The 23,969-nt window shown below is 52.0% G+C and carries 22 protein-coding genes; 21 read left to right on the top strand and 1 reads right to left on the bottom strand.

What is annotated here, in order from left to right; translation table 11 throughout:
- Together Q8O92_07135 and Q8O92_07130 are read left to right on the top strand one after the other, a co-directional pair.
- The coding region (locus tag Q8O92_07135; GenBank protein MDP2983085.1) for a hypothetical protein at positions 1 to 350 on the top strand (350 nt) is incomplete at its 5' end.
- A gap of 306 nt (positions 351 to 656) precedes the next feature.
- Positions 657 to 1,370: an ABC transporter ATP-binding protein gene (locus Q8O92_07130; GenBank protein MDP2983084.1), complete on the top strand. Its 714-nt coding sequence runs from the start codon at positions 657 to 659 to the stop codon at positions 1,368 to 1,370.
- Positions 1,371 to 1,387: 17 nt separating this feature from the next.
- On the opposite strand, the gene Q8O92_07125 is transcribed toward Q8O92_07130, so the two are convergent.
- Positions 1,388 to 2,080, bottom strand: coding sequence for a TonB family protein (locus tag Q8O92_07125; protein MDP2983083.1), 693 nt, complete (start codon positions 2,078 to 2,080; stop codon positions 1,388 to 1,390).
- Positions 2,081 to 2,242: 162 nt separating this feature from the next.
- Here Q8O92_07125 and Q8O92_07120 point away from each other — a divergent pair, with 162 nt between their 5' ends.
- The 19 genes from Q8O92_07120 to Q8O92_07030 all read left to right on the top strand — a co-directional run bounded on the left by Q8O92_07120 (position 2,243) and on the right by Q8O92_07030 (position 23,601).
- Positions 2,243 to 2,530 (top strand): acylphosphatase, encoded by a 288-nt coding sequence (locus tag Q8O92_07120; GenBank protein ID MDP2983082.1) that lies wholly within the window; start codon positions 2,243 to 2,245, stop codon positions 2,528 to 2,530.
- A 9-nt stretch (positions 2,531 to 2,539) separates the two neighbouring features.
- Positions 2,540 to 3,055: an adenine phosphoribosyltransferase gene (locus Q8O92_07115; GenBank protein MDP2983081.1), complete on the top strand. Its 516-nt coding sequence runs from the start codon at positions 2,540 to 2,542 to the stop codon at positions 3,053 to 3,055.
- A 19-nt stretch (positions 3,056 to 3,074) separates the two neighbouring features.
- On the top strand, positions 3,075 to 4,190 hold the full coding sequence (locus Q8O92_07110; GenBank protein ID MDP2983080.1) for a hypothetical protein: 1,116 nt from the start codon (positions 3,075 to 3,077) through the stop codon (positions 4,188 to 4,190).
- A gap of 237 nt (positions 4,191 to 4,427) precedes the next feature.
- On the top strand, positions 4,428 to 5,549 hold the full coding sequence (locus Q8O92_07105) for an aminotransferase class I/II-fold pyridoxal phosphate-dependent enzyme (GenBank protein ID MDP2983079.1): 1,122 nt from the start codon (positions 4,428 to 4,430) through the stop codon (positions 5,547 to 5,549).
- Complete coding sequence (locus Q8O92_07100; protein ID MDP2983078.1) at positions 5,546 to 6,502, top strand: hypothetical protein; 957 nt, start codon at positions 5,546 to 5,548, stop codon at positions 6,500 to 6,502. The genes Q8O92_07105 and Q8O92_07100 overlap by 4 nt, the downstream gene beginning before the upstream one ends.
- A 315-nt stretch (positions 6,503 to 6,817) precedes the next feature.
- Positions 6,818 to 8,887 carry a heparinase II/III family protein gene (locus tag Q8O92_07095; protein ID MDP2983077.1) on the top strand — a complete coding sequence of 690 codons (2,070 nt, stop codon included), beginning with the start codon at positions 6,818 to 6,820 and terminating at the stop codon, positions 8,885 to 8,887.
- 455 nt (positions 8,888 to 9,342) lie between these two features.
- The gene (locus tag Q8O92_07090; GenBank protein ID MDP2983076.1) at positions 9,343 to 11,508 is read left to right on the top strand and encodes a hypothetical protein; all 2,166 of its coding nucleotides are present in this window, start codon (positions 9,343 to 9,345) and stop codon (positions 11,506 to 11,508) included.
- Positions 11,509 to 11,854: 346 nt separating this feature from the next.
- Positions 11,855 to 12,751: a DMT family transporter gene (locus Q8O92_07085; protein ID MDP2983075.1), complete on the top strand. Its 897-nt coding sequence runs from the start codon at positions 11,855 to 11,857 to the stop codon at positions 12,749 to 12,751.
- A gap of 168 nt (positions 12,752 to 12,919) precedes the next feature.
- Positions 12,920 to 14,155, top strand: a complete 1,236-nt coding sequence (locus Q8O92_07080) for an MFS transporter (protein ID MDP2983074.1) — start codon at positions 12,920 to 12,922, stop codon at positions 14,153 to 14,155.
- 49 nt (positions 14,156 to 14,204) lie between these two features.
- Positions 14,205 to 14,366, top strand: a complete 162-nt coding sequence (locus Q8O92_07075; GenBank protein MDP2983073.1) for a hypothetical protein — start codon at positions 14,205 to 14,207, stop codon at positions 14,364 to 14,366.
- 394 nt (positions 14,367 to 14,760) lie between these two features.
- The gene (locus Q8O92_07070; GenBank protein MDP2983072.1) at positions 14,761 to 15,540 is read left to right on the top strand and encodes a HEAT repeat domain-containing protein; all 780 of its coding nucleotides are present in this window, start codon (positions 14,761 to 14,763) and stop codon (positions 15,538 to 15,540) included.
- A 232-nt stretch (positions 15,541 to 15,772) separates the two neighbouring features.
- Entirely contained in the window at positions 15,773 to 16,678 is a 906-nt protein-coding gene (locus Q8O92_07065; protein ID MDP2983071.1) for a ThuA domain-containing protein, read from the top strand.
- A 179-nt stretch (positions 16,679 to 16,857) separates the two neighbouring features.
- Entirely contained in the window at positions 16,858 to 17,568 is a 711-nt protein-coding gene (locus tag Q8O92_07060; GenBank protein ID MDP2983070.1) for a HEAT repeat domain-containing protein, read from the top strand.
- A gap of 17 nt (positions 17,569 to 17,585) precedes the next feature.
- On the top strand, positions 17,586 to 18,908 hold the full coding sequence (locus Q8O92_07055) for a Gfo/Idh/MocA family oxidoreductase (protein MDP2983069.1): 1,323 nt from the start codon (positions 17,586 to 17,588) through the stop codon (positions 18,906 to 18,908).
- Positions 18,909 to 19,134: 226 nt separating this feature from the next.
- The gene (locus tag Q8O92_07050) at positions 19,135 to 19,464 is read left to right on the top strand and encodes a nucleotidyltransferase domain-containing protein (GenBank protein MDP2983068.1); all 330 of its coding nucleotides are present in this window, start codon (positions 19,135 to 19,137) and stop codon (positions 19,462 to 19,464) included.
- Complete coding sequence (locus Q8O92_07045) at positions 19,461 to 19,889, top strand: HEPN domain-containing protein (GenBank protein ID MDP2983067.1); 429 nt, start codon at positions 19,461 to 19,463, stop codon at positions 19,887 to 19,889. The genes Q8O92_07050 and Q8O92_07045 overlap by 4 nt, the downstream gene beginning before the upstream one ends.
- A gap of 5 nt (positions 19,890 to 19,894) precedes the next feature.
- The gene (locus Q8O92_07040; protein MDP2983066.1) at positions 19,895 to 21,052 is read left to right on the top strand and encodes a Gfo/Idh/MocA family oxidoreductase; all 1,158 of its coding nucleotides are present in this window, start codon (positions 19,895 to 19,897) and stop codon (positions 21,050 to 21,052) included.
- A 286-nt stretch (positions 21,053 to 21,338) separates the two neighbouring features.
- Positions 21,339 to 22,391, top strand: a complete 1,053-nt coding sequence (locus Q8O92_07035) for a sugar phosphate isomerase/epimerase (protein MDP2983065.1) — start codon at positions 21,339 to 21,341, stop codon at positions 22,389 to 22,391.
- Positions 22,392 to 22,467: 76 nt separating this feature from the next.
- Complete coding sequence (locus tag Q8O92_07030) at positions 22,468 to 23,601, top strand: MFS transporter (protein MDP2983064.1); 1,134 nt, start codon at positions 22,468 to 22,470, stop codon at positions 23,599 to 23,601.
- The last annotated feature ends 368 nt before the right edge of the window (positions 23,602 to 23,969 follow it).

The following is a 23,969-nucleotide window of genomic DNA, read 5'->3' as shown; positions in this document are numbered from 1 at the left end:
AGATGATTCGCAAGGGAATAAACCCCATCGTTTCAACACCAAGCTATCCCGGGGAAAAAAACCTGCTGAGAGGATTGCTTTTAACCGCACTGGGTCTTGCGGCAATTATCTCTTATTACCTTCAAACACCAAATTCTCCTGTATTTCAGCTTGTCGGTTTCATTCTTTTTGGCGCCGGGCTGGCCTTACTCGTTTACTGGAAATTGACCGCCGCCGACCGTGAGCGGGAGCGTCATCTCTATGAAGAGTATTTTTCAAAAGAAATGGCATCTTCCCCGAAAACTAATCCCGGAACAGTATCCTCTGCTGCAGAATGTCCGGCTCCGGTCAGCGGTGAACAGGCAATGTGAAATATATTTTATTGCGTTTCTTTTCAAATTAGATGCCGAAACGGTTTCACCGTTCCCGAGAAACGGCAACGGTTTCACCGTTCCCGAGAAGCGGCAACAAGTTCGGCATGACACGTGTCATCCTGAACTCGTTTCAGGATCTAAACACTCAAAACATGCGCAATTATTTATGTCGTCATAATCTATTTTGCAAAAACGATGGAAATTGAGTATACTTCCTAATTAAACTAAAATACCGGCAAGTTTGTCTAATATGTGAAAAAATCGAGTATTGTTTTTGATTATCAAAAAGAGCAGGGAGTTGCCATGTTAATTGAAATGCAAAACATCAACAAGAACTATGAGGTTGGAGGAGAAACGGTTCACGCACTCCGGGAAATTAATCTGGCAATTGAGAAGAATGAATATGTAGCCATCATGGGACCATCAGGATCGGGGAAATCCACACTTATGAACATTGTCGGCTGCCTGGATACACCTTCGGCTGGAACTTATATCCTGAACGGCAAGAAGGTTTCGGAGATGTCCGATGATGAACTCGCCGAAGCCCGTAACAAGGAAATCGGTTTCGTGTTCCAGAATTTCAATCTCCTTTCACGTTCCAACGCTTTGCATAACACGGAACTGCCGCTGATTTACGCCGGTGTTAAAAAGCATGTCCGCGATGAAATGGCGAAAACGGCGCTCGATTCCGTCGGCCTTGGGTCTCGCATGAATCACCGCCCCAATGAGCTTTCCGGCGGGCAGAGGCAGAGAGTGGCCCTGGCCCGTGCGCTGGTAAATAATCCTTCCATTGTATTGGCGGACGAACCGACCGGGAATCTGGATTCCAAAACCGGTGAAGAGATCATGGGAATATTTGAGAAACTGCATGAGAAGGGCAACACCTTAATATTGGTTACCCATGAGCTTTACATCGCCGAACACGCGAACCGTATCGTTCATATTTTGGACGGCAGTATCGCATCAGATGACCTGACCAAGAACGGTCGTACCCGCGACGGCAAATATGTGGCATAAACTACACGGATTAAGCGTTAGGGCTGCTTGTTTTCCCTGACAAAACGGAATGAAAGAATCACCCAGCAGGCCACCGCTTTATCATTCTGCCGGGCAGGAGCAAATGTAGTAGACTGTGCGGCTTTGATTGCTGAGTTCTGGAATATTTTCGGCCCCCGCTGAACCTCCACTGAATCCACCAGTCCCTTGCTGTTCACCAGCACCTTGAGATATACAGTGCCCTCTATCCCGGCGCGGGAAGCCATTTCCGGATATTCCGGAACTACCGTTCTGATGCGCTGGGGGGGTTCTTTCACTTCAAGGTATTTGTAGATGGATTTTTCCTCGGCGGCGGCGCTCTTCAGGGTGTCCGCTCCTCCCTTGTCCGGGACGAGAAGGGCCGGTGGCGCCTGTGGAACCGCCTCCTGTTCCAGTTTTGTGTCCGGTATGGTGACAGCCTCCGGCGCGACAGCCTTTTCGTAAGCGATGGGCTGTGCGCTTGGAATGAAAGGTTTCGGAGGCGCAGGGGTACGCAACACCTGGCGGGTTTCCGGAATATTTTGAAGCATGATGATCACCGGAGCAGGTGTGAATTTTTTCCCTCCGCTCTCCTGACCGTAAAAGGGGAAAAACAAAAGCGGCACAGTCAAAACCAGGGAAATTGCCAGGCTTATAAGAAAAATCCAGGGAGATTTCCGGTGCAGGTCGGCAGATGGCACTTTGTGCGGCACGATCGATTCATTCTTCATTTTATCTGAAAACACATCTCTGAGAGTTGGTGTTTTGTCCTTGTAATAATATACGAAACATCTCCTGCGAAAAACAACTTGCCAAAAATCACCGTTTTTTGTTTTTTATATACGATATCGGCGCTGATTCGGCATGGAGGAAAAATGCCTCAGACCTTGATACATGCGGTTCATATGATTGTCCGAGGCAGGGTGCAGGGGGTTGGTTTCCGTTTTTTTGTACGGGATCAGGCCTCCCGTTACAGCATCAAAGGGTGGGTAAGGAACCGTGAGGACGGTTCTGTCGAAATCCATTCCGAGGGACAGAAAGACCTTTTAGATGAGTTTGTGGCGGTGGTGAAAGAGGGGCCCCGGTTTGGCCTCGTTTCCGATCTGGAGGTTGACTGGGTTGAACCCACGAACTACTACACCAGTTTTGGCATAGAATTCTGAAATGGAGAGATGATGGACCTGAAATCGATTATCCGCGATATACCTGATTTTCCGAAACCGGGAATCATATTCAAAGATATTACCCCTCTTCTGAAAAACCCCCTGGCTTTCCGGGAAACTGTCGACCGTCTTGTCAAAGCGGCTGAAAATCTCCATATCACCAGTGTGGCCGGCATAGAAGCGCGGGGATTCATCTTCGGCGCCGCCGCAGCCTATAGACTGGGCGTGAGCTTTGTGCCGATACGTAAACCCTGCAAGCTTCCCTACGAAACCATCCGGGAAACCTACCTCCTCGAATACGGCACGGACACTCTTGAGATGCACACGGATGCCTTCGGAAAAGGCAACCGGGTGCTGCTCATCGATGATCTCCTGGCTACAGGAGGAACCATGCAGGCTGCTGTGCGGCTGGTGGAAAAAACCGGCGCGAAAGTGGTCGGAGTGTTTTTTGTGGTGGAACTCGGTTTCCTCAAAGGCAGGGAAAAGCTCGACGGCTACAATATACAATCTCTGATCGCCTACTGATTCAATCCGCCACTGGTTCATGATGGATAATCCGACCAATACTGTATATGGATCCCTTCAGGATGTTCTGCATTCTCTACGGATCTCCACTCCTGCGGTTCGATATGCGTGGGATCGAGCGGCATCATCCGATATCCGCACCGGTTATATCCACGGACTCCCGGCCGAACGCCTGGTGATTACCTTGCGCAGTCCTGGATGCACCTGGGTAAACTGTGGAGGCGGATGCTCCATGTGCGGACATTACGCAGGCACCACCCGCGGTGAAATGCCTTCGGCGGCAGAATTCCTGGCCCAATTCCGCAGCGAAATTGCCCGATATGATCTCAGCCGGATCCGTATCATCTCGCTCTATAACTCAGGTTCCGTGCTCAATCCCGGGGAGCTGCCTCCCGAAGCGCTTCGGAATATTCTCCGGGAGATACGGAATTTCCCTTCCGTTCAAAAAATAATTCTGGAGAGCAGGGCAGAATATGTGTTTGAAAATCTGATAGGCGATCTCCGGAATGTGCTCGGTCCCGGGAAGAGCCTTTCCATCGCCATAGGCCTGGAAACCGCGGATGATGAAAAACGGAATCTTTGTATCAACAAGGGCTGCACCCGTGATGAAATCGGCCGTGCGGTGGAGAAAGCAAAGCCTTTCGCCGAAATCCAGATTTATATTCTTCTCGGAATTCCGTTTCTCACTGAGGCGGAAGCGGTGGAGGATTCCATTTGTTCCATCCGCTGCGCCCGTGACCTGGGAGCGGATGAAATTCACATCGAGCCGCTGACCATCCAGCGGTACACGCTTACCGAATTACTCTGCCGACGGGGGCTGTTCCGGCTTCCCTCTCTGTATTCTCTCTACGAGGTGTTGAGAGCCGTGGTACCGGAGATAAGACCCTATGTCAGCCCTTTCCTGCACATGCCGCTCCCCCAGAGCATTCCCCACGGCTGTCCCCGCTGCACCGAGCGTCTGATCGACGGCCTCTTGAACCGGTATAATATCTTCCGCGACAGGGAATCTCTCGACTATGACTCCTGCGAATGTGTTAAAAAATGGAGGGAGCGCATGGCAGAAAAGGATTCGAGGCCACTGAATGAGAGAGTGAATGAAGCTCTCGCTCAATTGTCTTTTGGAGTTACACTGTGAGAAACATTTGAAATACTGTTTCTCGCAAAGTTCGCAAAGTTCGCAAAGAAAAAATACTTGTTTCAAAAATGTTTATTGTATTCTCCCGCAGTATGTTAAAATTACTTAGATACCATAAATTATTAGTTATACATTCGAATTTCCTGTCTTTTCCTTTCTTTATTGACTTTGCGAACTTTGCGAGAGAATAAATTAAAGATTTTTGTGGAAACAAGAGATTTAACCAAAGGTTTTACTGTGAATATACGCCGTTTTATCATGGAAGACTGGCTCGCATCCTATAAGGATACCTGCATCTACAATCTCGGTGAGAGCGGGATGCCGGATTGCACGGTCGGTGCGCTTCTCGAACGGTGCGGTCTTGGTTTGGATTCTTTGGCGTCCCTTGTTCTCAAAGATAACGATACCCGTGGAAGCGGCCGTCTCCGCCGCGCCATCCTCTCGACTTACCATCAAAAGATCGGGTTCGAGCAGATAACGGTCACAACCGGAACGAGCGAGGCCCTTTTTATCCTGTTCAATCTCCTTTTGAACCGGCGCTCCAGGGCGGTTGTTCCACTGCCTTCATTCCAGGCGCTTTATGAGGTTCCACGGGCGCTTGGGGCAGAACTGCGATTTTACCTGCTCCGGGCGGAGAGCGGTTTCCTGCCCGATCCGGATGAGATATGCCGGATGATAGACGACAGAACGGGAGTAGTGGTGATCAATACCCCGCATAATCCTTCCGGCCGGCTTTTCCCGAAAGATGCAGCAGAAACTGTAATACGTAAAGCCGCATTCCACGGAGCAACAGTTATCTCCGATGAGCATTACCGCTTTCTACCCCTGAACGGTGAAAGTCCCCTGAGGACGCTTGCCCGTCCCGATGAAAATGTGATCGCCGCCGGCTCTCTGACCAAGTGTTTCGGGGTGATAGGGCTGCGGGTGGGGTGGATTGCCGCTCCGGAAAAACTCATAGCCAAAGTGCGCGATTTCCGCGACTACCTGACCCACACCCTCTCGCCGGTAAGTGATTTTCTGGCAGCGGCTGCGCTTGAACATGTTTCCGCGTTCATCGAGCCGAACCGGGAGACTCTGCGAAGGAATCTTGCCGCGCTGGAAGGAATGGTGAAGGAAACCGACGGCATTTCTCTCATATTGCCGGAAGCCGGAGCGGTGGCGTTTCCCGCCTTTAAGCAGGGAATATCATCGGATGTATTTGCGCGCGGACTCATGGAAAAACACGGTGTGTTCGTTCTGCCCGGGAGCACATTCGAAACGGAGAGCCACTTCCGGATCAATCTCGGCCAGGAGCCGGATTCCTTCCGCCGGGCGCTTAAGCTCATCGGCGAATACTGCGCCGGTCTGGAGGGCGCATGACCAGGATCGGTTTTTCATACAACGTAAAGGATCCCTCTTTCAAAAACAGTGACCTTCATGCCGAATATGAGACTCCGGAAACCATCGCAGCGATTGCCCGGACGCTTTCCGCCTATGGGGATGTGGTTTCCCTTCCCTGCGACGCGATGCTCCTTTCCCGGCTGGCGAGCGATCCGCCCGACCTGATGTTCAACATCGCCGAGGGCTGGGGAGGCCGTGACCGGGAATCTTTCGTCCCTGTGCTCTGCTCCATGCTGGGGATACCCTGTACCGGCTCAGATGCGGCAGTAATGGCCCTGACCATGGACAAAGCACTGACCAAACATATCCTTCGGGACGCAGGTATCCGTACCCCCGATTTCATCGTATGCCGCGACATCCCTCTCTCTCCGCCGCCTTTCGGGTTTCCGGCATTCGTAAAGCCAAACTGCGACGGTTCCAGCCGCGGAATCTGCGGAAAATCCCTGGTGTCCGGCATGGATTCCTTTCGGGAGAGAATCGGCGTCATCATCGAAAAGTATGAACAGCCTGCTCTGGTGGAACCATATCTCGAAGGCCGTGATTTCTGTGTGGGCCTTCTCGGAAACGATCCTCCCGGCGTGCTGCGAACCTGCGAGGTGCTGCTCGGACACGAGGAGGGGATTCCCTTTTTCAGCTTCGAATACAAACGCTGTGAAACCGATATGCTCGACATGTCTCCCTCCGGTATTGACGCCAACGAATTGGAAAACATGGCGCTTTCAGCCTGGCATATCCTCGGCTGCCGTGATTACGCCCGGCTGGATTTCCGCACCGACTCGCAGGGCGTCCCTTTCCTGCTGGAAGTAAATGCGCTGCCGGGCCTTTCGCCTGTCTCAGGGATTTTTGTACGGCAGGCGGCGGCCTCGGGAATCCCTTTCGATGATCTCATCGGGAAAATCTTCGAGAGGGCAGGGAAGAAAAGGCAGGGATGAAGGATGAAGGATGAAAATAAGAATACAGAATACAGAATACAGAATACAGAAGACAGAAGATAGAAGACAGAAGATAGAATGAAACTTTTTTCCAGATTCAGTTGCACGTGTCACCCTGAACTCGTTTCAGGGTCTATCTGATCAATAAACACCTTTTTTTACCGATCTTCTTATCACTATTGCTCCGGCGAATAAATATTGACACCAATATTTGGAATAGATGCCGAAACAAGTTCGGCATGGCGTCATCCGATGTCACTCTTTACTCACCGGAGCAAAAATATCAATAACTTGAATTACATGAAAGGGTGTACCATGCTCATGACAAAAGCGGCGCTGTTCATTCTTATTGTTCTTCTCATCACCCCATGCGCCCATACCGAGGTAACACAAAACGATGTCTCCGGCGCTCTTGAAAAGAACCTTAAGCATCCCTACCTTATCTTCAGCGACCAGGAAAAACCGGCAATCATCGCCCGTATCAAGGGAAACCCGGAATGCAGCGACATCATGACGCGTCTCCTTGCCGAAGCGAACCGTCTCCTCTATACCCCTGTGGACCCGATGCCCCCGCAGCCTAAAGACAAAGGCCCTCAGCTCTTCGACAACACCGGTGGCAGCGAGTTCATCACCATATTGTACAGCTACCGGACGGCGGCTTATAACCTCGCATTCGTTTACCAGATGACCGGCGAGCGAAAATATGCGGAGAAAGCTTTCGAATTTGTAAAGGAACTCTGCGATACGCCCACCTGGGTTTTCCGGGCGCACCAGTTTCCCATCGTCTACGGTCGTGTCATGCCCTGGAACGTTCCCGACGACCAGGTCATGTTCACATACGAGATAGTGACCAGCGACACCGCCGCAATGCTCGCCTGCGCTTATGACTGGCTCTATCCGGCGCTTACCCGCGAACAGCGGGACTGGATCAGAAGCGGCCTTTTGAGCCATGCCGTTTCGCGGGTCAGGGGGAACTGGGACCTGCACTGGTGGGCCACCGCCTATCGCTGCATCTGGTGCGCATGGTGCTGCAACGGTGTCGGACTGGCGTCGCTCGCCATGCTTACCGAAAGCCCACAGCTTGTCGATGTCGTCACCGAATCGTACAACCGCATCAATAGAACCTTTGACGAAGTCGGTCTGGACGGCGATTGGGCAGAAGGCGGGAGCTACTGGAGCCACACGTTCAATAAGCCGATGCTTTTCAATGCAGCCTTAAGCAGGCTCACCGGCGGCGCATACAACCTCTTTCATCATCCGAAATTCAAAGACGATCCGGTCAATTTTCCTCTTTATCTCCATGTCCCACCGGGAAAGTTTGTGAATTTCGCCGACTCGGGTGGCAACGGACTTATCGGGTCGCGCCAGTTGATCAACAAAATAGTCATAGAGACCGGCAACCCTGAAGCGGCCTGGCTTTTGGAAAACCTCTACGGCAAACCGTCCGATATCCTTGACATCATCTGGCCGACTGCCCGGGTTAAAGGCAAGCTCCCTTCACAGGCATCGAAACAGTTCAGAACGATAGGCTGGGCGGTCATGCGCAGCGATTTCACCGACCCTGAAAAAGTCATGGTCGCCTGCAAAGCCGGGCGAAACGACGACCCGCACCACGGGCATCTCGATGTCGGCCAGTTCATGGTATACTGGCGCGGCGAAGCATATATTCGCGATCTCGGCACAGGCGAGTATGACGAGCTGTATTTCGGCCCGAAAAAATACGATACACCGTATGCATCGAGCGCCGGTCACAACCTCATATTCGTGAACGGCGAACAGCAGATACCCGGAAAACTGAAGGACAAACCGTTCGATCTCGGCATTGGCGGGAAAATTCTGGAGTTCCGGACAGGAACCTCCCGCGATTACGTGCTGATGGACCCGACGAAAGCATATCCCCGGAAGGAGCTCAAAGGCTGGCGCCGTCATATCATCCTTGAAAAACCAGCGGTTACAGTCGTCCTTGACGAGGTCATGTCGGAGCCGGGCGCTGAAATAGAGGCCAGATTCCATTCCGAATGCACCCAGAGTGTCAAAGACGGCTATACCCTGATTTCAGGCAGGAGCGGAACGATGGCGCTTATACCGGTTATGGACGGGGCGTTCTCCTTCCGGCCGGATCACCACACCTACATGGCGGTGTTTAAGAAATCGCAGGTGGTATCGATTCCCTATAACGGAACAGTGGTCAAGGCTTCAAGCGGGAAAACCGTCCCGGCGCATGTGATTCTCCCGGTGAAGGACGACAGTGAAGCCCGGCTTATAACCACATCGGTCCGGCGGAACCTCGATTCTGCGGGGAATCTGACAGTGGCGTTTGAGAAAGAGGGCCGGAAGTACAGCTATGTTTTTGAAAAGTCCGGGGACTGGCTCATGCTCAGGTAGATATCCCAAGCTTTGTATGCGGGAGAATACAATAAAAATTACTGAAACAAGTATTTTTTCTTTGCGAACTTTGCGGACTTTGCGAGGAACAGTATTTCAAAGGTTTCTTTAAACCAATTATTTGCTTGACAGCTTTTCATAATGATACTATTTTGCACACATATCTTGTTGCGGAGGCTGAAGGGATCGGACTTCGAAGTTATAGAATATTCTCGGAAAGGAAATCCATGAAATCACCCCTGTTCAAATTCTCCGGGCTTACCGCTTCGTTAGCTGCTGATTTTTTTAATTTCTTCTTAAGGTATTGCACTTTGGGCTTTAGGCGATCATTTTATCCTTCATCCTTCATACTTCATCCTTGTCTTCTCACGTTAGGCTTTATATTCTGGGCTTTTGGCTTTTCTCCTGTTCTCGCGGCAAATCTTCCCGTTCCCTATCCAGCAGTTACTGCCCCGGTGGTCCATAGCGGTAAATTCCACATTCTTTCCTGCCAGAACACCGTGGTTGTGCTCGATGGCTCGAACGGCATGTCCATTTACATGATCGGGCAGTCAACCGGCGTGGAAAAGAAAATCGATACATCCGGCGCGGTGCTGATGTATGCCGGACTGCATGCGGTCATCCGGAGCGGAGGACATTCCATCGAGCTTGATCAGGCTTTCGACAGCGCCGCCCGCATTCAGATCATCGATCAGGGACCGGGCCGGGTGGCCGCGAGGGCTTATTTCAGCATGATGTCCCAGGACGGCATACCCCATGGCAGCGGCACCCTTGATGTATATGTTTACAGCGAGCGGGTCTTCCTGGTTCCCAGCCTGTTCCTTGATTATGAAAGCGGCGGCGGCACGATCGTAAGCGCGGGGTTGAAAGGGGCTGTTCCCGGCAGCAATGCCGAGCTGCTCCTGAAAGGCTCACAGGTTATACCCAAGGAAAACGTGAGATTTGAGCCTTTCGGGGATGATCCGAACGGGTTCAACATCCTGCTGAATAACTCCGAGCGGTTCTCGACGAAGATAGGATGGCTGCGCGGCCAGTATCCCACCTACCTTTATCTGAACGAAATCGACAAAAACCCCGAGACCGACGAGCTCTATGAAAAATGGCCTGCCTGGATCTCCCAGCGCGGAAATCCTCTGAGCTGGAAACGAAGCGCCGGCTCCGGCATGCTCGCGCACTATTCAGCAAGCGGAGTGCAGGGGCTGGACTTTCTCTGGCTGAACGGCGACAGCTTGAAAGTGCCGGAGGGTTCCTATACCGCTCTGAACGGTATCATGGCTGTCTTCCTGGGCGCCAATTCAATGAAAGCGGAAGAAGACTGGAAATCCCACCAGAATCCGATCAAACCGCAGGTGAAGAACGGTGAATTCAAATATTACAACGAAATCGAAGGGGTGTATGAGATAGATTCCAAAGGGAGAGACACTGAAGTTGTTTTCGATAATACTTCCGGAAATTATGACTTGCCGATATATATGCGGCTCTGGAATCTACAGGGAAAGAGCGCCTGCGGAATCAAGGTGAATGGTGAAAAGGCTTCTTTTGCGCTGTTCAATGACGGCGACCGTATCGAGGACCCGATGGTACCCATGCTCAAAGATACAACCGGTCCAGCGCGGTATGGCGGCGTCGCATTCACCGCGGGAAAAGGAATAAAAACCACGGTGACCCTTACCCGCAGTCCGGGGATGCAGTTTGTGTACCAGATGTATTCCGACCTGGAAACCTATGAGGCATGGACAGAAGCCTGTACTGCCAAACCGCTCTTCCGTTTCCACGTGACCACGGGGGAGATATATCAGGCAACCCTTCCCGGCAAGGAAGACTATGCTATGGCCAAACTGCCTCTTTACTGGGTCAGAAACGGAGTAAACAACGACACATTCATGAATCACACCCGCGGATTCTCAATCACGGAAAACGGCCCGGGATCTCTTCAATTCATCTATACCGGAGTGAACATGCAGGGCACGGGGCTTTCCGTATATGAAGTAACCGCAAAGTATAATCCAGGACGCATCACATTCGGCATCCGGGCTGACTTCACTCCTCTTGATGACGGAAAACGCTGGAGTTCGGTGGAATACTGCGATCTCTACCCGTTCGATAATGTCTACCGCCGGACTTTCCATTACCGTGATGTCGTATTCCTGAACAAGGACGGCGTTTTCGACCGGGTCGGCACCGGGGCCTGGTCGAGCAGGTTTAAAACGGTAATCGAAAATGACCGTCCCAGTTACTATTCCACCTACGGCCCAAGGGAACAAGGTGTCAGCCGCTGCCCGGACAGCGCGGACGGCACTGTCTGGATGCTTGGCAGCAGCCCTGCGAGAGGGAACATCCTCTACCGCAGGGGAGAATGGCTGCCCTCAGTTGGGGCGCAATCTGTTTTCGCGCTCTGCAACGCCTGGGTGGATATTCATAATACGGTGGTCGGCCGCAAGGACCTCGCCGCCAAGGAAATAATTCAGTTCACTGTTGAAGTCTTCGCCGGGCCGGCGCCTTCGCTCGATACCCTTAACGCGCTCTATTCGAAAGCTGCCGGCGGAAAAGCAGTCAAACAGGTTACCGCAGTGAACTACTCAAGCGCCGGCGAAATAGTGGGATTTGAGGTAAAGAAGTAACAGAGTCTAAGCCCAAAGCCCAAAGAGAAAGACTGTCTGAACCACTGATGCGTGTGATTCAAGTGATAAAAGATGATGAAAAGACAGTTTAAACCATGATTCACTCGATTAAGGGATTAACCTGATTTTTTTCAGCATCTTGGTAATCCTTTAATCCTATAAATCAAGAGCTATTTGCAAAAGTCGAGATTGTTTGATGCAGCCCCCTTCCTATCCTTTTTTTGAAAAAGCCTCTCTATGTTCAGATTTCTTTCAATCATGGTAATCATATAATCCGATGAATCATGGTTCAGACATAAACGGTCATACCCATCCCGCTCGATCACCTATCCCCTTTCACATCTGGATGTATGTAACACTGGTAGTTTTTATGTGGGGCTTTGGCGGCACGGTTGAGGTGGTGACACTCAGATCTCTCTCCCCGCTCCAGTTCGGCGCCTGGAGCTGTGTGTGCGGGGCGCTGGGTGTTCTGGCCTACCTTATCTTTCATGGAAGAGCCGGGGAGTTGTTTTCATATCGCCTTCAGGACCATGCCAGGCTCGTCATCATTTCGCTTCTCGGTTTCGGTGGATACTTCTTTATGAAATATACGGCTTACTCAACCTCGCCGGTCCCGGAAGCAAGCGTCCTTCAATCCACCTACATGGTTTTCATCGCCCTGTTTACCATTCCCATTCTCGGACAGTCAGCAGGTTTAACCAAGCTCTTCGGGATTATACTGGGTTTTTCCGGCGCGGCGCTTATCGTATCAGGGGGCGCTTTCACCGCGTTTATGCCTTCCTATATCAGCGGGTACCTGTGCGCCCTGGGCGCCGGGGCTTCATTCGGACTGTTCTGTGTCCTCTCCGAAAAAACCGCCTTCGACCGTGTAACATCGTTGTTCTATTTCCACGGGTACAGCGCTGCAGCGCTGCTCCTTATCCTTTCCGTAAGAGGAGAACTTTCCCTCCCCTCTGGCGCTGTCGAAATTGCAGGAACCCTTTACAACGGTATTGCCACCAATGTCCTGGGAATTTTCCTCTGGCTGACCGCGCAGGGTTCCACCGATGATGTGTCTCTCCTCACCGGGGTGCTCTATCTTGTGCCATTCATGACTCTCCTTTGTTTTCAATTGTTCCTCGGAATTCCCATTCCATTCTATGCTTTTCAGGGACTTCTTTTAATCGTGGGAGGCATGGCCATTCACATGGCGCGGACCCGCCGTTCACATAAACCGGCGGCTCCGGTTTCGGTGAAGGGATGAGAGTACTCTTCTTTTTCCGGATTTTCTTGCGTTCTTGTTGTCAAATGATTATTATGTTTTTGCTTTGTCTTTCAGTCTGTTAAGTCCCCCTTTGGGGGATGCGGGTCCCCGGCTTTTGCTTTGTAAAAGTCGGGGTGCATCAGGGGGCTGTATTAATCAGGATAAACCATGCAGGAAAACAACCGCACATCCTTTAGCTCCTATCGCTGGGTCATCGTTTCACTCCTCTTTTTTGCAACCACGATCAATTATTTCGACCGTATCGTGCTTTCGATAGTGATTCCGGAAATAAAACGGGATCTGAACATTACCGACATCGAGTACTCCTATGTACTGAGTTTCTTCCAGTTCGGATATACTTTCGGCTCTCTGGCCGCAGGCAAATTTATCGACTGGGCCGGGACAAAGCTCGGTTACCTGCTCTCCATTATTTCCTGGTCGTTTGCGGCGGCCATGCATGCCACTGTAGGCTCAATCTCCTCTCTTGCGGTATGGCGCGGCCTTTTAGGAGTCAGCGAATCCGGGAATTTCCCCGCCGCCATCAAAGCCATCTCCGAATGGTTTCCCCGGAAGGAGCGGGCGCTGGCCACCTCGCTCTTCAACAGCGGCCCCCATATCGCCATGATCACCGGGGCGCCCATCATCGCGTTTTTCACCCTGTACCTTGGATGGCGCTGGGCTTTTCTGGCCATGGGATTGAGCGGATTTCTCTTCGCGGCGTTCTGGCCATTTTTTTTCCGAAATCCTCCTCAATCACCCGAAGATATATCTCATCCGGGAAAGACTGCCGCGAAATCCATGCCCTGGCGCGACCTTCTCCGGCTCCGGAAAAGCTGGGGCATCATGCTGGCCCGGTTTTTAACCGATGCGGTCTGGTGGTTTTACATCTTCTGGCTGCCCAATTATCTCAATTCCCAGCGCGGACTCAATATCAGGGAAATCGCGGTGGCGGTTCCGCTTATCTACATTCTGGCAATCCTTTTGGGAAACCTCGGCGGCTGGTTTTCCGGGTATCTCATACATCGCGGCTGGCCGGAGATCGGGGCGCGCAAGCTCGTCATGTTCATTTCCGTCATGTGCATGCCCTTCTCCGCGCTGGCGGTGGCAGTTCCCGATGTATGGGGGGTGGTTCTCCTGGTAAGCCTGGCCTGCGGGGCGCACTCAAGCTGGGCCGCCAACCTGTTCGCCCTGATCGCCGATCAATTCCCCACCAGAGCGGTCGGCTCGATTATGGGACTCTCCACGTTCACCGGGGGAGTGGGCGGCCTGTTCCTCTCCACTGTTGCGGTGGGCTATATCGTGTCCTATCTGGGATACGTGCCCATTTTCATCCTGATGGGGATTCTGCATCCGCTGGGATTCCTGTTCATTTATTTCCTTGTTTCAAGGGATCATAAAACATAACTCCCAATCACAAACCATTCATATACATCCAAATCCGGAGCACCTGTCAATGCTGAATGAAGAGAAAATCACCTACGACCCGTATCGCTGGGTTATCGTCGGTCTGCTCTTTTCCGCCACGATGATAAACTATTTCGAACGTCTCGTTCTCTCGGTCCTGATCCCCGAGATCAAGAAGTCGCTGGCCATGATGAATAAAAAAAGCAGATGAATATGGAATCATGGATCATGGTTCAGAGAATCTTTGTTACGAGCTAATTGCAAAAGTCGAGATTGTTGGAAGCAGCCCCCTTCAATCCACCCCGCACGTACTTCGTAAGAGCGGGGACCCCGTGTCCTTCGGACATCCTTCCCCCGGAGGGGGCAGGAAGCGACTGTGGGGCAATGACTTCCCTTGCCACATTCAGGGGGAAAGGGATAGAGGGATAGGGGGCTGTAGTTAACAACTTGCCTTCTTTTTTACATATAAAACGACTTTTGCAATTGGCTCACTTTACTGCGATATTTTTGGTTATATTTCGACATCTCTGGATGAAAGATTATAAGGTATCAGTTACATTCGAACAAGCTCTTGTATTTATATGTTTCATTTCAAGGAGAGCAGTATGAGCATGCGAAAAAATCTGCTGTACAGTGTATCGATCACAGGTATTTTCCTGGCATGTTTTCTTTTCAGCGCATCGTCAGCCGGATTTGCCGCCCCCGCCAAAAGCGGCGGCGCTCAGGCATTCACTTCCGCCGACGCCAAGAAGCTGAAAAGCGGAGATCACGACGCAGCGGCCGAAATTCTGGCCAAGCTGTCGAAGATGTACCAGGCTAATGGCAAGGAAAGTCTGAAACCTGCGGTTGCCCCCCTCATCGAATGCGCATGGAACGAGCTAGGCATCCCGGAAGACCAGCGCTGGAACCTCATGGATATTCTGAAAATTCTCAGCCTGACCGGAGATGTCAGCGCCAAACCGCTTTTTCTCAATGTCATGAGCTCGGTCAAAGGCGGCGGAATCCCTTACGTTCCCCAGGGATTTCTGTTAATGGGGTCGGCAATTGTCCCCGAGCTGGCCGATTCCCTCAAGAGTACCAGTCCGGATGCCCGGGGAAGAACAGCTCTGACCCTGGGCAAGATGTTCCAGCTCGATAAAACGGGTGCTTTTTTCTCTCCCCAGTACCGCACCCGTATAAAAGACCTTCTGGCCGTCAATCTCAAAGACTCCAGTGTGAATGTGCGTATTTACTCAGTAAGCGCCCTGGCATATTTCGGTGATTCTTCAGTTGTTGCCCCTCTCGAATACCTGGAAAAGCACGACGCCCACAAGGATTCCAGCGGCAATTATGAGGTGCGGATCGAGGCCGGAAGAACCCTTAAGGCGCTGAAAGCAAAGAAATAAAGTTAAACCATCTTTCTCTTTGGTCTTTGAACTTTAGGTTTTCTTCTTTCCTTTGACCCTCTTTGCTTTTGTGCCTTTTCTTTTTTTACTTTGTCACTGTATAGGGCAAGGGGGGATTATTTTCATAGAATCCCTTTTTTTCCCCCCCGGCCTGTTTTTCCATTTGCCATTTATCCCTTCCGGTCATATTATAAACAGCAATATTCTGCTTTTTTAAAAAAAGGAGAACGTAATGAAAACTCCCCTTGTTCATCTCACTATTCCTTTTCTTCTCGCCGGATGTACTGCCGCCTTTGGATTTGCCGGAGCGTGCGCGGCTCAATCCCCTCCTCTCAAAGTGCTGATCATAGACGGCCAGAACAACCATGATTGGAAATCGACCACCCCGGTGATGAAATGGATACTGGAAGATTCCGGATTTTTCACAGTCGATGTAGCTACCTCGTCCCCTGCAAAAGCTGACATGAGCAGCTTCAATCCTGATTTTGCTGCCTATCCGGTGGCGCTTTTGAATTATAATGGCGATCCCTGGCCCAAAAAAACACAGGATGCCCTGGTTAAATACATGAACAACGGAGGCGGTCTTGTGATTGTTCATGCCGCTGACAATTCCTTTCCGGAATGGCCGGAATACAACAAAATGATCGGCCTGGGCGGCTGGGGAAACCGTGACGAGAAGGCCGGGCCGTATATCCGTTTCCGGAACGGTAAATTCGTCCGGGATAATACCACGGGGCGGGGCGGCTCTCACGGCAAACAGCATGAGTACAAGATTACCTTCCGCGATTCGAACCACCCGATAACCAAAGGGCTGCCCAGTGAATGGATGCATGCCAAAGACGAGCTCTACGACCGTCTTCGCGGCCCCGCCGAGAACCTGACCGTGCTGGCCACCGCGTTTTCAGATACTTCTACCGGGGGCACAGGAGAGGACGAACCGATGCTGATGACCATCCGCTACGGGAAAGGGCGGGTTTTCCATACAGCGCTCGGCCATGACGGCTCTTCCATGAGCTGTGTCGGGTTTATAACCACCCTGCTCCGCGGAACCGAGTGGGCCGCCACCGGGAAGGTCAGGCATACCGCAATCCCGGCAGATTTCCCCGCCGCCGTTCGGGTGAGTGTGCGGAAGTATTGAACCGGCGGTATTATTCATGACGACATAAATAAATGCGAATTTTTTAGTATTTAGATCCTGAAACGAGTTCAGGATGACACGTGTCATGCCGAACTTGTTTCGGCATCTATTTTGAAATTGAATGCAATAATAAAAGTCGCCATATATATTGATAACTACTTTTTAAAAGGGAGTTTACCATGGGTGGAAAGCAGGAAACAGTTTCGATCGCCGCGATGACGGCAGCCTTTGCCGCGGGAATTGTCGCCCCTGCGCAGGCGGCGATATTGGCGCCGGAGCTTCAGAAAATCTTACAGTACAGGTTCGGCGACAGCCGCGAACCGCTCACCGCAGTGCAGGATATGGCGCGTTCGTCAACCGGCAGAGGGCGGCTCGATCTGGAGCGGCAGTTCGCGCAGGTACTCGGGATGCCGGAAGCCACCGATGAGTGCAGGGATTTCATCTGCCGTCAGCTATGGCTCCTGGGGACGAAGGAATCCATCCCCGCGCTGACGAAGCTGCTGGAAAGCGACCCCAAGTACGGGGATATGGCGAGGTATGCACTGGAACGGAACCCCGATAAAAAGGCGGCTCAGGCATTACGCGCTCCGTTGGAAAAAGCGCTCAAATCGGGGGGTTTCCCCGCTGAAAAGCAACTGTTTTTCATCGGTTTTATCAATTCGCTCGGCGCCCGTAAGGATAAGGATAGTATTTCCGCTCTGAACCGAATCGCCGGAGGGGAGAACGAGGAACTCGCCGCCGCAGCGGTTTCCGCCATCGGTAAAATCGGCGGCTCGAAAGCAAAGGCCATACTCATCGAGGCGAAGTCCAGCGCCTTTCCCATAGTGCGAAAGACCGCGGAGACCGCGCTTAAGGACCTCACGGTTCTCCAAGCTGCCGACAGCAGATAATCCCACAGGAGAATAAAATGGACACCAGAAAGATAAAACGCCGCGATTTTGTAAAGGGCATGGCCGTAGCAGCAATCGGCGCGCCCATGATTGTGCCCTCGACCATATTCGGGCAGAACGCTCCCTCGAATCGGCTCACCATGGGCCAGATCGGCGTCGGGAACATGGGCACCACGAACATGAAGGAGTTCCTCAAACGTGAGGATGTCCAGGTGCTGGCGATCTGCGATCTGGACCAGAAGCGGGCTGAGGTGGGGAAGAAAACGGTCGAAGATGCCTACGCTCAAAAATCTCCGTCCGGGACATACAAGGGCTGCGACCTTATCCACGATTTCCGTGAGATCATCGGGAGGAAGGACATCGACTTCATCTCCATAGCAGTGCCGGATCACTGGCATTCCATTCCCGCCATCACCGCAGCAAACGCCGGAAAGGACCTCTACGCTGAAAAACCTCTCGCGCTAACTATTCCCCAGGGCAGGGCCATGTGCGACGCCGTGGCCCGCAACAAAGTCATCTGGCAGACCGGGAGCTGGCAGCGTTCGGAAAAGAATTTCCATGACGCCTGCGAGCTCGTGCGCAACGGCCGCATCGGGAAGGTGCACACCGTGTATGTCGGCCTGCCCACCGGGAGCCCGCTTAATGAGCCCGCGCCGGAGATGCCGGTTCCTGAAGGATTTGATTACAATTTCTGGCTCGGTCCCGCCCCCTGGGCGCCCTATACCGAGAAACGCTGCCACTGGAATTTCCGCTGGATCCTCGATTACTCAGGCGGGCAGCTCAGCGACTGGGCCGCCCACCACGTGGACATCGCCAACTGGGGCATGGGAACAGAGCACACCGGTCCTGTCGAGGTCGAGGGCAAGGGTGAATTTCCCCGCGAAGGTCTCTGGAACGCATCGACAAGCTATCACTTCCAGTGCCGGTACGCCGTGGGCTTCACCATGATCGTCATGAACGACAAGGCGGAAGTGGACGGCAAGCCGCTCCGCAACGGAGTGAAATTCGTAGGCGACAAGGGCTGGCTCTGGGTCGCCCGCGGGGGTGAAATCGCCTCTCAGCCGGAAAATGTAATAACTTCAATAATCGATACGAACGAAACGCACCTTTACCGGTCAAATAACCATTATGCGAACTTCATCGACTGCGTCCGCTCCCGGAAGGAGACCATTGCGCCCATAGAGCACGCTCAGCGAGCCGTTTCGGTAGCACACCTGGGAAATATCTCCATGCAGCTTGGCCGTAAGATCAAATTTAACCCTGCCAGAGAGCAGATAGTCGGCGACCCGGAGGCTGAACGCATGATAGACAGGGCGATGCGGAGCCCGTGGCATGTGTAAAAAAAAGTGCCTGGGTGCCGAAGTGCCTGAGTGCCAAAGTGCCAAAGTAAAAAAGACCGGACCTTTTCGGAACAGGCACGATGAACCGATAGCTTCGATGGGAAAGATCGGTATCTATCCCGAAGTGAATGATATCCGGGAAAGTGTAGATGTAATGAATATTACGGGAAGAGATGTTTTATACGTAACATTGCATTTCTTTTCTATCATGTGATATAGGAAAACTATGACCGAAACAGCTATCAGAGATTTTGTTGTGGGTGTGATTCGCGATGAATTCGCCGCCCGCGGAATTGAAATACATAAAATAATTTTCTTCGGAAGCCGCACCCGCGGAGATGCACGTCCCGAAAGCGACTGGGATTTCATCGTGGTCTCTAAGGATACTCTGGAACGAAAGAAAAAGACGGATATCTGGCTGAATATTAACAGGAAACTGGTGGGACAAAGGATCGATGCCGATATCCTGATCAAGAGCGAGCCTGATTTTGAAAAGGACAAATTTGATACCGGAAAAGTGACATATTATGCTTTTAAACACGGGGTATCCGTATGAAGTTTCAGTCAGAAACAGCTCTGTTATGGTTTAAAAAAGCTGATAACGATTTGAAGATAGGCAAAGATGAGATACTATCAGATAATCCTGCCACAGATACTATCTGTTTCCATATGCAGCAGTGCGTGGAAAAATATCTGAAAGGATATTTGGTGTTTTATGGAAAAGAAATTGAAAAGACGCATAATATCGGCCGCATTTTAAGGGAATGCAGGGATTTAGACGTTTCTTTTTCGGAAATTGACACCCCCGCTGTTGACAGTCTCACTCTCTACGCAACTGAATTGCGCTATCCCGACGATTTTTATATGCCCTCTCTTGATGAAACACTTGAAGCAGTAAAGCAAGCCGAAAAAGTTAGAGACTTTGTACTTGAAAAACTACGGTACGCGGGGTTTGACTTTCAAGGATGTGGAAAGGAGTGAACCTAATGAACCGAAAACTTCGCTATGGCATGATCGGCGGCGGCATAGGCGCATTCATCGGCGCGGTGCACCGCATGGCTGCCGCTCTGGACGGCGAATGCGAGCTTGTGTGCGGAGCGTTTTCGAGCACTCCCGAACGCTCGCACGCATCCGGCGAGGCGCTTTATCTGCCGCGGGAAAGGGTATACGGTACTTTTGCAGAGATGATCCTCCGTGAAAAGGAGCGCCCGGCGGGCGACCGTATGGATTTCGTCTCCATCGTCACCCCGAACAATATGCACTTCCAGCCGGCGAAGATGGCGCTGGAAAACGGGTTCCCGGTGGTCTGCGACAAGCCTATGACGTTCAGCCTCGATGAGGCCAAAAAACTGGAAGCTGTCGTGGAGAAAACAGGCCTCCTTTTCGCGCTGACCCACAACTACACCGGTTATCCCCTGGTGAAGGAAGCGCGCGCCATGGTCGCCGCCGGAAAACTGGGGAAAATACGCAAGATCGTAGTGGAATATCCTCAGGGCTGGCTCGCAACCCAGCTTGAGGCCACCGGCCAGAAGCAGGCCACCTGGCGCACCGATCCATCACGCTCCGGAATCGCCGGCTGCATGGGCGATATCGGCACCCACGCCGAGAACCTTGCCGAGTACATCACCGGGCTTAAGATCAGCGAGCTATGCGCCGACCTCACCACCTTTGTGGAAGGCCGCCCGCTCGATGACGACGGCAATGTCCTTCTCCGATTCAAAAATGGCGCGCGGGGGATCCTCTACGCCAGCCAGATCAGCGTGGGGGAGGAGAATGCCCTCCGCATCCGCGTCTACGGTGAAAAAGGCGGTCTTGAATGGGCGCAGCAGGAGCCGAACACCCTTATTGTCAAATGGATGGACCGCCCGATGGAAATTTACCGCGCTTCCGCCGGTTACCTTTCAGACCGTGCGAAATTCAACACCCGCCTGCCTGGCGGACATCCGGAAGGATTTATCGAGGCGTTCGCCAATATCTACCGTAATTTTATTCTGGCGCTGAAATCCAGCATTGAGGGCGTAGAGCCGAAACCTGAATACCTGGATTTTCCGACAGTCAGGGACGGCGTTCGGGGGATGGCGTTCATCGAAACCGTTGTGGAAGCCTCTCGCAGCGACAGGAAATGGATGAAGCTCAAGGAATAAAAGAAAGAAGACAGGAGTCAGGAGCCAGGAGTCAGGAGCCAGAAGAAAAAATTATCTCTCGCAAAGTTCATGAGGAAAATCTGAACCTTGATTTATAGGATTCAAGGATTACCATGATGCATTATACATGACGACATAAATAATTGCGCATGTTTTGAGTGTTTAGATACTGAAACAAGTTCAGAATGATACGAGTCATGCCGAACTTGTTGCCGTTTCGCGGGAACGATGAAACCGTTTTTTAACTCTGTGCCTTTGTGCCTAATCTTTTAACAAGGAGCGCGCCATGAGAACAATAAAAGGTCCCGGAATATTCCTCGCCCAGTTCATGGGGGACAAGCCTCCCTTCGATACTCTGGAAAACATCGGCCGGTGGGCGGCAAGCCTCGGCTTTGTCGGCGTGCAGTTGCCATCGTGGGATGCGCGGTGCATTGACCTGAAGCTCGCAGCGGAGAGCAAAACCTACGCCGATGATCTGAAGGGAAAGCTGAAAAATCTGGGGCTGGAGATTACCGAGCTTTCTTCCCATCTCCAGGGGCAGCTGGTGGCGGTGCATCCGGCTTACGATACACAGTTCGATGGATTCGCACCGGCGGAGGTTCACGGCAATCCCAAAGCACGAACCGAATGGGCGGTCAGCCAACTCAAATACGCCGCCAAAGCAAGCCGTAACCTGGGACTTTCCGCTCATGCCACGTTTTCGGGCGCCCTCCTCTGGCACACCATGTATCCCTGGCCGCAGCGTCCCGCGGGACTGGTGGAGACCGGTTTCAAAGAGCTCGCCAGGCGCTGGACTCCCATCCTGAATGCCTTTGATGAAGCCGGTGTTGATGTGTGCTATGAAATTCACCCGGGCGAGGACCTTCACGACGGGGTCACATTCGAGCGGTTCCGCGAGGCGGCCTGCAATCATCCCCGCGCCTGCCTGCTCTATGACCCGAGCCATTTCGTTCTCCAGCAGCTCGATTACCTGGCCTACATTGACATTTACCATGAATTCATCAAGGCTTTCCATGTGAAAGACGCAGAGTTCAACCCCACCGGACGGTCGGGCGTGTATGGCGGCTACCAGTCCTGGATCGACCGTCCGGGGCGTTTCCGCTCTTTGGGCGACGGCCAGGTGGATTTTCTGGGCATATTCAGCAAGTTGGCCCAGTATGATTATCCGGGATGGGCGGTTCTCGAGTGGGAGTGCGCTCTGAAACACCCGGAGGATGGCGCCCGTGAAGGGGCCGAATTCATCATCAGTAATATCATCCGCACCACGGAAAAAGCGTTCGACGATTTCGCCGGAACCGGCGCCGATGAAGCCATGAACCGCAAGATACTCGGAATATAGGTTTTCAATACTTATTTTGAGATGTCAAAACGTGGTCTTTCGTAAGCTGAACGCTGTCAGCTAAAAAGGAGATGTTATGATTCAATCTGTTGCGCTTATGAGCGTTTTCGGGCTGGGAATAGCGTTTTCCGTGCTCGGCGCATTTAAACTTCACCTGGTCAGGGAATTGAACATCGATGACGCCCGGTTTGGCAAACTATTCTCAGCGCTGATGTTCACCAGCATTTTCGTGGTGCTGGCATTCGGCCCGCTGGTCGATACATTCGGCTACAAGCCCATCGCGATCATGGGCTTTCTCGTGGGATTCGTCGCGGTGTTCATGCTGGTTTCCTCGAAATCCTACGGCATGGCGGTGTTTTCCTGCATTCTGCTCGGCATCGGGGCTATGTGCCTTAACCTGGGGAACACCCTCATCCCCATGGTGCTTTTCCCCGGCAATCCCGCCGCCGCATCGAATTTCGGGAATGTGTTTTTCGGGATCGGCGCATTCATCACCCCCTTCCTGGTAGGAATGCTCCTCAACCGCCTGGGATACAAACCCACCGGCACCATTATCGCCTTCGTTCTCCTCGCTCCGGTTGTCCTGGCGATTCTGGCCTCCTATCCGGCAGTCCAGAAGTCCGGTCTCACCCTGGCCGGTGCGGTAGGCAATGCATTCGGGCTTCTTGCAAATCCTGCTGTCATCATCGCCGCTCTTGCCCTTTTCTGCTACATCGGCCTGGAGGTTTCCATGGGTGGATGGATCACCACCTATGCCACAGACGAGGGTTTTGACGCCAAAGGGGCAAGCATGGTTCTGTCCTCGTTCTGGATCGGGCTTATGGTCGCCCGTCTGGTAACTTCACAATTTGTAACACCAGCCAACGGCGTCATGGTCATCGCTGTTCTCGCGGTTGTCGCCGCAGTCTCCATCGGCCTCATGATTGCCACCGGTTCCAAGTCTGTTGCGGTGCTGTCGGTGGTAATTACCGGATTGGCTTTCGGGCCGCTTTTCCCCACCATTGTCGGGGTAACCTTTTCCAAGATGGATCCCAGTCTTTACGGGAGCACATTCGGCATCATTTTTGCCGTCGGTCTTTTGGGCGGAAGCACCATCCCGGCGGCCATCGGCATCTATTCACGGGGCAAGAGCATCAAGAAGAGCCTCCCCATCGCGATGGCGGCGGCGCTGGTCCTCTTTGTCATTGCGCTGTTTATGGGAAGAATGTAAAAATAAAGCCCAAAAGAAAAATTGTCTGAACCATGATTCGTGTGATGCTTGTGATAAAAGATGATGAAAAGATTAAAAGACAGTCCAAAGAGAAAGATTGTCTGAACCATGATTTGCGTGATTCTCTGATTTGTTTGATTTTTTTTTAAAATACCTCATTGCGGACATTCTTGAATCCAATAATCATTGTTCAAGCTTCTTTCTATCAGGATAATCCTTAAATCCCATGAATCATGGTTCAGACTTTCTTTGCATTTTTGCTAACCCGGATTATTCATAAAAAAGGATTTTCTTTTTGTAAGCGTCAAAACTACAGCCCCCTAAATCCCCCAAGGGGGGACTTAAACGACTAAAAAACAAAATGTAAC

The organism is Candidatus Latescibacter sp. (genome assembly GCA_030692375.1).
In the GTDB taxonomy this organism is placed as follows: Bacteria; Latescibacterota; Latescibacteria; order Latescibacterales; family Latescibacteraceae; genus JAUYCD01.
This window is presented reverse-complemented; position numbering and strand designations above follow the sequence as displayed.

Excerpts from the sequence above, each read along its gene's own strand:
- Q8O92_07050 (MDP2983068.1), top strand. The coding sequence starts at position 19,135 with ATGACCGAAACAGCTATCAGAGATTTTGTTGTGGGTGTGATTCGCGAT.
- Q8O92_07035 (MDP2983065.1), top strand. The coding sequence starts at position 21,339 with ATGAGAACAATAAAAGGTCCCGGAATATTCCTCGCCCAGTTCATGGGG.
- Q8O92_07065 (MDP2983071.1), top strand. The coding sequence starts at position 15,773 with ATGAAAACTCCCCTTGTTCATCTCACTATTCCTTTTCTTCTCGCCGGA.
- Q8O92_07115 (MDP2983081.1), top strand. The coding sequence starts at position 2,540 with ATGATGGACCTGAAATCGATTATCCGCGATATACCTGATTTTCCGAAA.
- Q8O92_07030 (MDP2983064.1), top strand. The coding sequence starts at position 22,468 with ATGATTCAATCTGTTGCGCTTATGAGCGTTTTCGGGCTGGGAATAGCG.
- Q8O92_07040 (MDP2983066.1), top strand. The coding sequence starts at position 19,895 with ATGAACCGAAAACTTCGCTATGGCATGATCGGCGGCGGCATAGGCGCA.
- Q8O92_07075 (MDP2983073.1), top strand. The coding sequence starts at position 14,205 with ATGCTGAATGAAGAGAAAATCACCTACGACCCGTATCGCTGGGTTATC.
- Q8O92_07095 (MDP2983077.1), top strand. The coding sequence starts at position 6,818 with ATGCTCATGACAAAAGCGGCGCTGTTCATTCTTATTGTTCTTCTCATC.
- Q8O92_07130 (MDP2983084.1), top strand. The coding sequence starts at position 657 with ATGTTAATTGAAATGCAAAACATCAACAAGAACTATGAGGTTGGAGGA.
- Q8O92_07045 (MDP2983067.1), top strand. The coding sequence starts at position 19,461 with ATGAAGTTTCAGTCAGAAACAGCTCTGTTATGGTTTAAAAAAGCTGAT.
- Q8O92_07120 (MDP2983082.1), top strand. The coding sequence starts at position 2,243 with ATGCCTCAGACCTTGATACATGCGGTTCATATGATTGTCCGAGGCAGG.
- Q8O92_07055 (MDP2983069.1), top strand. The coding sequence starts at position 17,586 with ATGGACACCAGAAAGATAAAACGCCGCGATTTTGTAAAGGGCATGGCC.
- Q8O92_07110 (MDP2983080.1), top strand. The coding sequence starts at position 3,075 with ATGATGGATAATCCGACCAATACTGTATATGGATCCCTTCAGGATGTT.
- Q8O92_07070 (MDP2983072.1), top strand. The coding sequence starts at position 14,761 with ATGAGCATGCGAAAAAATCTGCTGTACAGTGTATCGATCACAGGTATT.
- Q8O92_07085 (MDP2983075.1), top strand. The coding sequence starts at position 11,855 with ATGTATGTAACACTGGTAGTTTTTATGTGGGGCTTTGGCGGCACGGTT.
- Q8O92_07060 (MDP2983070.1), top strand. The coding sequence starts at position 16,858 with ATGGGTGGAAAGCAGGAAACAGTTTCGATCGCCGCGATGACGGCAGCC.
- Q8O92_07100 (MDP2983078.1), top strand. The coding sequence starts at position 5,546 with ATGACCAGGATCGGTTTTTCATACAACGTAAAGGATCCCTCTTTCAAA.
- Q8O92_07080 (MDP2983074.1), top strand. The coding sequence starts at position 12,920 with ATGCAGGAAAACAACCGCACATCCTTTAGCTCCTATCGCTGGGTCATC.